Origin of the sequence: Winogradskyella sediminis, assembly GCF_003387355.1 — a bacterium.
GTDB lineage: Bacteria > Bacteroidota > Bacteroidia > Flavobacteriales > Flavobacteriaceae > Winogradskyella > Winogradskyella sediminis.
The window spans coordinates 1-8,087 of sequence record NZ_QUNH01000013.1; the positions used below are offsets into that span (position 1 = coordinate 1).

General features: G+C 29.9%; 9 protein-coding genes. 1 reads left to right on the forward strand and 8 read right to left on the reverse strand.

The window, feature by feature from the left end; genetic code table 11:
* Positions 1–228 precede the first annotated feature (228 nt).
* From C8N41_RS16475 to C8N41_RS16485, 3 genes are all read right to left on the reverse strand, one after another.
* Positions 229–789, reverse strand: coding sequence for a hypothetical protein (locus C8N41_RS16475; protein WP_115840072.1), 561 nt, complete (start codon positions 787–789; stop codon positions 229–231).
* A gap of 161 nt (positions 790–950) precedes the next feature.
* Complete coding sequence (locus tag C8N41_RS16480; protein ID WP_115840073.1) at positions 951–2,117, reverse strand: DUF2059 domain-containing protein; 1,167 nt, start codon at positions 2,115–2,117, stop codon at positions 951–953.
* Between the two features lie 135 nt (positions 2,118–2,252).
* A complete protein-coding gene (locus C8N41_RS16485; RefSeq protein ID WP_115840074.1) occupies positions 2,253–2,792 on the reverse strand; it encodes a GNAT family N-acetyltransferase in 540 nt (179 codons plus the stop codon).
* Positions 2,793–3,033: 241 nt separating this feature from the next.
* Here C8N41_RS16485 and C8N41_RS16490 point away from each other — a divergent pair, with 241 nt between their 5' ends.
* Complete coding sequence (locus tag C8N41_RS16490; protein ID WP_115840075.1) at positions 3,034–3,414, forward strand: hypothetical protein; 381 nt, start codon at positions 3,034–3,036, stop codon at positions 3,412–3,414.
* Between the two features lie 459 nt (positions 3,415–3,873).
* On the opposite strand, the gene C8N41_RS16500 is transcribed toward C8N41_RS16490, so the two are convergent.
* The 5 genes from C8N41_RS16500 to C8N41_RS16520 all read right to left on the reverse strand — a co-directional run bounded on the left by C8N41_RS16500 (position 3,874) and on the right by C8N41_RS16520 (position 7,990).
* Positions 3,874–4,449: a porin family protein gene (locus C8N41_RS16500; protein WP_115840076.1), complete on the reverse strand. Its 576-nt coding sequence runs from the start codon at positions 4,447–4,449 to the stop codon at positions 3,874–3,876.
* Positions 4,450–4,471: 22 nt separating this feature from the next.
* The gene (locus C8N41_RS16505) at positions 4,472–4,903 is read right to left on the reverse strand and encodes a lipocalin-like domain-containing protein (protein ID WP_115840077.1); all 432 of its coding nucleotides are present in this window, start codon (positions 4,901–4,903) and stop codon (positions 4,472–4,474) included.
* A gap of 165 nt (positions 4,904–5,068) precedes the next feature.
* Positions 5,069–6,271 carry a hypothetical protein gene (locus C8N41_RS17040; RefSeq protein WP_170137146.1) on the reverse strand — a complete coding sequence of 401 codons (1,203 nt, stop codon included), beginning with the start codon at positions 6,269–6,271 and terminating at the stop codon, positions 5,069–5,071.
* Positions 6,272–6,501: 230 nt separating this feature from the next.
* On the reverse strand, positions 6,502–7,143 hold the full coding sequence (locus C8N41_RS16515; protein ID WP_115840079.1) for a hypothetical protein: 642 nt from the start codon (positions 7,141–7,143) through the stop codon (positions 6,502–6,504).
* 145 nt (positions 7,144–7,288) lie between these two features.
* Positions 7,289–7,990: a hypothetical protein gene (locus C8N41_RS16520; RefSeq protein ID WP_115840080.1), complete on the reverse strand. Its 702-nt coding sequence runs from the start codon at positions 7,988–7,990 to the stop codon at positions 7,289–7,291.
* Positions 7,991–8,087: the final 97 nt, after the last annotated feature.

Consider the following 8,087-nt stretch of genomic DNA (forward strand, 5'->3'; position numbering starts at 1 on the left):
TTCGCTTTAAATTCGACTCAAAAGTCAAAATGAGTAAATGATATCTTTTAGTTAGTAATTCAGTTAGTTGGTTAAGGTAAATGCATTACAACGGTTTTGTGTATGATTTCGTTGCGTGTTTCAGCAACTAAATTAGCAAATACAAACCGAATAGAAAATCCGCGAGGATTTTCGTAAGTAGGCAAGTACTAGCAATGAATTATACACGGTGTTCTACGCAGTTTTTATTTAAGTTAATATTTTTCCATCAGCATTCAGTTCGTATTTATAACCTTCCCAATCTATTAATTCAATTCGGTTTTCGATAATTTTAAATTCAGTTTTTCCATCTGGATTTACAAAAATATCTCTCGCACTAAAATTCCATTTAGTTTCTCCATTTTTATCAATTCGGCTCACTTGAATTTCTCCGTGAACGATAAAATCTTCGTCAAATTCATAAATTCCGAAACAAGTTGCAACGTCATATTGATTTCTCCAATTAGCAGACAAATCCGTTAAATTCAGAGAATATATTTGGTCAGAACAGCAAATGTAAATTCGGTCGTTTTTAATTAGAAATGAATTTTCAGAAATTCCAGTTGCTCCTCCAGATTCCAATAATAATGCGCTACACTTTTCAATTCCGTTTTCTGTAATTCGAATTCCGTGTTTTGAGGAAGGTTCATATTCCAATTCAATTCCTAAATCGGCTGGATATTGTTTCTTAAATTTCTGACCAAATTCCGCTGAATCCAAATCAGATTCATTTGTTATTTCAATTACGGAATTTTTATATTTTACTATCATTTTCTTGGTTTGGTCAAATTGCGTAGAACGGGTTTGTATATGGTTTGTTGCGTGGTTTAGCACGTAATTTAGCAAATAAAAACCGAATAGAAAATCCGCGAGGATTTTCGTAAGTAGGCTAGAACTAGCAATAAATTATATACGGTGTTACCACACGTTTTTTATTCAATGGTCAATTCAATCGTTTCGTTTGCAAAACTAGAAAATCCTCCTTTTTCTCCTTTCGTTAAATCGACTTTCAATTTCAAATCTGTATTTTTCTGTTTTGCAATTAATTGTTTTGAATAAACTACTCTGATTTCAGTTTCTTCATTTGGTTTAATAGTCTCTTTATTCCAGTTTAAGTATGCAATTTGTTTATCTAATTTAATATCAGAAATGTAAAATTCTTTTTTGCCTGTATTTTTTAAGATGAAAACGTAAGGTCTAGAGAAGTCTTGCTTTAGTTTTTTAAACTTCATTTTTCTATTAGAAATCTCAAAACTAATTTCCTTTGCAGGTGCATCATATTTAATTCCAAATTGTATTTTATTTCCATTATCGTAATTAATACTCGACATTGAATAACTTTTGTTTTCGGCTAACTCAGCGATTAATGTAATTTTTAAATCTCTAGTTTCTCCAATTCCAAGAGGTTCATTACCTAAATCAAATTTTATAACTTCATTGCTCAAAAATTTTGGTTCTTGAAATTCAATTTCCTTATTTGAATTATTTTTTACTCGAATTATCTTGGTTACGTCTTTTTCACCATCTGTTTTTCCAAAATCGACTAATAAGTCTCCGATATTATTTTCCTTGTCGATTGCAAGGTCAGTAAGATTTAGTATTTGTAAGCCATATTTGTCTTTGAATTCGGTTTTAAACTTTTCTTTTTCGTCAGATGTTGATTCGTTTTTACCTCTATTCTCAATTTCCTCAATTACAAAAGAGCCTAAATTTTGAGACCATTGCATTAATGGTAAATTTAATTCCTCGATTATAATCGGTTGTTTTTCTGTAACTAATTTTCCCGTTGGTGAACTGTAAAAAGTTATTAGGTTGTCAATTTCTGATTCCGTGTAATTTTTAGAGTATATTGGTTTAACTATCGTCTTAAGTTCTGCTAATGATTTTTTTGTCACTTTTTGTTCTAAAGCCTCCCAATAATTATCTGAAATTCCAAAATTATTTTGTTTTTGATAATTGATTGTTTGAGTTATTAGATTTTCAATATTTCTTATAGTTCCATCTAATTCCAATAAGTTCTCTATTTTTTCGTCGAGAGATTGAGCGTTTATTTGAAGTGCAAATAATATTAAAATTGCAGTAATTAAGTTGGTTCTCATAGTTTTTTTTCAAATGTGTGGTAACGGTCTCGTATAACCGTCAGTTACGGGTTTATATGCGTTAATTTTCGGTTTAGCACAGGCTTTAGCAATTCCGAGTGGATTCGGACGTAGTCGAATCCGCCGTAATTGCGGTTATACATTGTTGGCAACTGGCTTTTTTTCATTCAGTTCGAGTTTCATCATTATGTCAGTCTGTTCATCATTACCAAGTTTGAAAACGTGTTTGTCAAATGCTACAAATCCATTTTTTTCATAAAATCGTATTGCTCTCGGGTTTTGTTCCCAAACTCCCAACCAAACATATTCCACATTTTTTTCTTTAGCCAATTCAATTGCTTTGTCATAAAGGATTTGTCCGACTTTTTTTCCGTGAAATTCTTTTAGCACATAAATCCGTTCGATTTCGAGTGTGTTTTTTCCCTTTATTTCGGTTTGGGATTGTCCGACGTTTACTTTTAAATATCCGATTGTTTTTCCGTCAAGTTCCGCAAAATAAAATTCAGCGTTTTGGTCTGTCAATTCCGCAGTCAGTTTTTCAGTTGAAAATCCGTTTTCCAAATATTCTTTCATATTCTCTTCGCTATTTTCTGAAGAAAAAGTTTCGGCAAAAGTCAGTTTCCCAATTTCTTTTAGCGTTTCAATGTCTTGAATATTTATTTTTCTGATATTCATTTGTTTATCGTGAGTTTTTTTCAGCTTGTTGCCAACGTGTTTGTATATGGAAAGTAGCGTGTAAGTAAACGCATACTTTTCCGACTAAAATACCGTTATTAAACGAACAAAACAATAAAATTTGGCACGGAATTAGCTATTTTTTATATACGTTGTTGGCAACTGTTATTTTTTTCTTATATTTCAGATTATAAAGTTGTCGGTAAAGTTCAATTATTTATATTTGACAAAATTTTAAAAGATGGATAAAAAACGAGCAAACGCTAAATATTCTAATGGAAGAGAGAATGTTGAGTTCAGTGTTTCAATTTTCTTATGGGAAGAAAGTTCTATTTTTTATGTTTATTCTCCTGCTTTAGATTTGACAGGTTATGGCTTGACTAAAGAAGAAGCAAGAGAATCATTTGAAACTGTTTTAGAAGAGTATGTAAAGTATACTCACAATAAAAAAACAATTTTTCAAGAGTTAGAAAATCTTGGTTGGGCTGTAAATAAAAGAAAGAAAAGAGTTATTTCGCCTGATTTTGAAGATTTATTGTCCGAAAATGAACATTTCAGACACTTATATAAATCGAAGGATTTAGTAAGAGATTCATCTAATGTCAATCTTGAACTTGCTTAATTATGTCAACGAGACACCTCCGAAATGTATCTATTTCCAAATTAGAATCTTTTCTCGAGTTATGTCTTTGTAAGTACATTAAAAATAAAAAAGGTCATATCCAATATACAAGAGCTGATTTGACAAGACCTTTACCTTTCCAGAATCATATCGACCCAGTTCCAGAATTTATTGTAAAAAACTTGCTAAGAGGTCTTGGTTATTCAAAAAATGACTTTCACGATATTCTCGAACATAAAAAAGAAGTTATTAGAAAGGGAAATAAATTTATTCTACAAGATGTTGTTAAAAAGAAGAAATAGTCTTTCTTCATAATTGTTGCCAACGTGTTTGTGTATGATTAGTTGCGTGGTTCAGCAACTAATTTAGCAAACATTTACGAACCCGTGAAATTCCGCAGGAATATTCGCAAGTAAGCTCAATAAAGCAATTAATTATACACGGTGTTACAAACAGTTTTTATTTCAGATTATACCCAATACTAAAATTTAAGTACGTATTTCTTACATCAATAATATCATCGCTAAACTCTTTCTCGACTTCGAGTAATGTACTAAATCCTTGATAAAAAGTTATTTCTATCCTAAAATCTTTAATAGGATAACCAATTCCTAAATTTCCTCCAATATCAAAACTTGATTTTAAATCTCCTAAATCCAGACTTTCATTATTTTGAGATATTAGAATTCCAAATTGTGGTCCTATTGTTAAGTATGGTTTACTAAAAAATTTGAAATTTAATGGAATCGATATATAATCTAACTTGTAATCTATAGTGCTAATATCTAATCCACGTCGTTCTACATTGCCGAAATCTTTTTCTCTGTCTCCAATTTGGTTATAAATAATTTTGGGATAAAAATTGATTTTTTCATTAATATTAAATTCAGCGAAAGCTCCAAAGCTAAATCCTATTGATGAAGAATTGATATAAGAACCATTAACAGGTCTGAATTCGTCAGTAAAACGTGACGTGTTTAAGCCCAATATAGTTCCAAATTCTGTTTGCGAGTAGCTTGATGAAGCTAAAAGCAAGAAAGTTTAAAAAAATAATATCCTATTTTTCATATTTAAAGATTTCTTGTTCATTTTGGGGTACTGCTACTCCGTCAATTTCTGTTACTACGATTTCTAAGGTGTTTTCAGTCATTAATAATATTTCATTTAAGAATGTTCCCTCTTGGTCAACTACAACTGTTATTTCGTTTCCATTTCTTGTCCAATTAAAGGGAACAGTAAAAAAATCGCAGGGCGTTTGAGTGATTTCCTCTGGTGCTTTTTCTGTTCCAGTATTGTTTGCAGTAAAAATAATGTTTTGTTCAATTTGGCAGTCAACTGCTGTTATATCATTTCCTTGATTTTCTACAGATACTAAATTCCAGATACCTATAAGTTCATCTTGATTTGATTCGTTTGAGTTATCGTCTGATGAACAAGAGAATAACATAATTGCAATTAAAATTCCAAGTAGTAAGTTCAGTTTTTTCATTTCGTAGTTTTTGGTTTAAATTGTTTGTAACGGTCTCGGCTATGAGTAGTTGCGTGGGTTAGCGATTAACTTTGCAAGTACACACCAAACTGAAAATCCGCGAGGATTTTCAGAAGTAGGCGAGAACAAGCAATTACTTATAGCCATTGTTGTAATGCGTTTTTTTTATTCAAAATACTCAATTTTTCTTGTCCAAATAAATAGTTTTTTTCCATTGACGCTTTTGGTTTGTTTAATCCAATTGTTTTTTTCGTCAAATTCGTGTTCAAAGTCTACTTCAGTTCGCCTTCCTTTTTCTGTATAAACCAATTTTATTGGTAAGTCGTGATTACTATATGAGTATTCTAATGTTCGATTGTTATCTGGATATTTGGGACTAACAGTAACTTCTTTTATTTTTCGTCCTTTATCATCATATTCATACTTTCTAAAATTTGTAAGTGTGTCGTTTTTATCATAATAAAGATGTTCTTTTAGCAAATCGTTGATGTACACTTTTTTTTCTTTGCGATAAATTACAGCTTTGTTCTTATCGTAAAAATCTTGGTTGTAAGAATGAATTTCAATAATTCTGTCGTTATCATCATAGAAATAGTGACGGCTTATATGATTACTTCCTTTATCCGTTCTTTTTTGTTTACTTCCTCTTTTTGTTTTAACCCAAATAAAAGGTGAGTGATTTATGATTTTGGTTTTCCTGCCTTTTGCATCATACTCGTAAAGAGTTCCGTAATCAGCTCCATATTCATCGAAGTTTTTAACTTCAATTAAATTTCCAATCGAGTCATAATATTTTTCTGTCTTTCTAATTTCTTTAGGGTAATCAGAGTTGAAGTATTCAAAATCTGAAACGAAACCCTTTTCGTTGTATTTATATTTTTCTGTAGAGTAGCTACTATCAGCACTAATGGTTTTAACATAAATCAAATTATTATTTATGTCATAAGTATAACTTGAATTGGACTCTTGATACGAAATGTATTTACGATTTTTGACTTTGCCAAAGCTGTTATATTCGTATTTGTTATAATTTACAGTATTTTGATTTTTATAAAACCAAACTTCTTCTAAAAGTCTATCATTTTTGTCAAATTCTTTGTAGTAATTTACATAATGAACCCAATAAGTGTCATACCACCAACTTTTAAAACGACTTTTGGTAAATTCAGCACTCGAAAATCCATAATGACCATAGTCGCCTTCTGTACTAAATAGTTTTCTGTTCTGAATACTGTCATTTACAAATTTTAGTTCTTCTCTTATGGATTTTACTTTTCCATAAATAGTATCTTTTTCTTGAGCATTTGAAAATGAAAAGAAGAATAACAGAATTACAATTAGGTTGGTTTTATACATAATTTTTTTCACTAATCTATCCAGTTTAAATTCAGCTCAAAAGTCAAAATGAGTAAATGATTTCTTTTAGTTAGTAATTCAGTTAGTTGGTTTAGGCAAATGCATTACAACGTGTTTGTACAAGGTTAGTTGCGTGGTTTAGCAATAAAGTTAATAAATATTTACTTACAAAGAAAATCCGCGAGGATTTTCGTAAATGAGCAAAAAGCAAGCAATTAATTTTGTACGGTGTTGGCAAATCGTTATTTTTTTATTTTTCTAAAAGTAGACCATATTTCAGTCCCGACTTTAAATTCGTATTGATTCAATTCTGTCAAATTCCATTCTAACACTTTTTCTGAAATAACTTTTGCTTGAACTGGAAACATAGTTATTTCAATTTTTTTACTTGAATTATGTTCTAATTCTAATTCAACAGTTTCATAACCTAATGAGCGAATTTCGTATTTTATTTTAGAGTTTTTTTTCTCAACCTTAATTTTATTTTTCTCTTCATAAATTTCAAATCCTTTAATATTCGGTTTTTCAATAATGTTGACATAAAGAGGCAATTCATACTCGTCGCTTACAATAAATTCAAACTCTATATTCTTTTCAGATTGTGATTTTATTTTGGTAACTTTTACTTTATTTTTAGTTGGTTGTTCCTTTTTGCCAAATTCCAGTTTTAAATTTTTGTTTTTTAATTCATAAATTCCAGTTCCAATATGAGAAGTTCCTAAACAGCCTGAAACTGAATATTCAAAACGATTATTTTCTTTAAAATCAATGCAAGTAACGTCAGATTCTCCAATTGGAATTGAACAATATTTTCCGCCTAACTTTTCTTGAGAAAAAATCAAAATAGAAGTTAGAAGTATAATGATATGCAGAATTTTTTTCATAATGTTTGCCAACGGTCTAGTGTATGATTTCGTTGCGTGTTTAAGCACTAAAGTTAGCAAATAAATCACAGATAGAAAGTCCGCGAGGACTTTCGTAAGTAGGCTATAACTAGCAATGAATTATACACATTGTTGTGTGCAGTTTTTATATTAAGTTAGCTATATCCTCAATTGTTATTAATCCAAATAGTTTTTCAGTAGGTTTTCCGTTTTGGGTAATAAAAATCACGTCTAAATTTCTTTGTTTTTTATTAATTTGATTTATAAATAAATCATAAGCCTCATAAATCGATGTATTCCGAGAAACAAACTTATAGTTTTCTTTAAATTCTATTTCGGGAATCAAATCTCCAACTTTTACGTTTTCGATAATTATTGTTCCGTTTTCCTCTAGTTGTGATGATAGCCATCTTGAAATGGTATTATTGTTTATTAATTCGCAGACAAATCCGTTTTCGTCGAAGAGTGGAAATTGTGAGAATGACTCTTTTTTCATTTCAATTAAGATGTCATTTATGAACTCTTCTTTTTTTGCACCTAAAACTTTGAATTGAAATTCAGGAATTACTTTTTTTGGATTAGTAATATTTTCATAAAGTTCAGAAATCCGCAAAACTGTGCTTTCGTGAGGTTCTGCAATAGCTTTATTTCCAATTTTAGGATTATGTACTATTGCATTTCTTAATTCTCCAAAAGATATCAGTTCGTCTTTAAATCGCTTAACAACTTTATTGCTAGAATTCTTTATTTTTTGAGCGAAATTCACATAAGAATCATAACCATCTATTTTTTTTAGATAGTTGTCTATTCTATTATAAGTGTCTAAAAATTTTTCTGAATTTGTCATTTTGTATTATACTGAAATAGGTTGACTCTTTTTGGTTCAAATTTAGACGTTCAAAAGATTTTTTTTAAGCCGTTTAGAAGGCAAAAAAATAATTTGA

What these genes read in the sequence shown, in the direction of transcription:
- C8N41_RS16520 (WP_115840080.1), bottom strand. Translation starts at nt 7,990, where the DNA reads ATGACAAATTCAGAAAAATTTTTAGACACTTATAATAGAATAGACAAC.
- C8N41_RS16505 (WP_115840077.1), bottom strand. Translation starts at nt 4,903, where the DNA reads ATGAAAAAACTGAACTTACTACTTGGAATTTTAATTGCAATTATGTTA.
- C8N41_RS16485 (WP_115840074.1), bottom strand. Translation starts at nt 2,792, where the DNA reads ATGAATATCAGAAAAATAAATATTCAAGACATTGAAACGCTAAAAGAA.
- C8N41_RS16475 (WP_115840072.1), bottom strand. Translation starts at nt 789, where the DNA reads ATGATAGTAAAATATAAAAATTCCGTAATTGAAATAACAAATGAATCT.
- C8N41_RS16490 (WP_115840075.1), top strand. Translation starts at nt 3,034, where the DNA reads ATGGATAAAAAACGAGCAAACGCTAAATATTCTAATGGAAGAGAGAAT.
- C8N41_RS16515 (WP_115840079.1), bottom strand. Translation starts at nt 7,143, where the DNA reads ATGAAAAAAATTCTGCATATCATTATACTTCTAACTTCTATTTTGATT.
- C8N41_RS16480 (WP_115840073.1), bottom strand. Translation starts at nt 2,117, where the DNA reads ATGAGAACCAACTTAATTACTGCAATTTTAATATTATTTGCACTTCAA.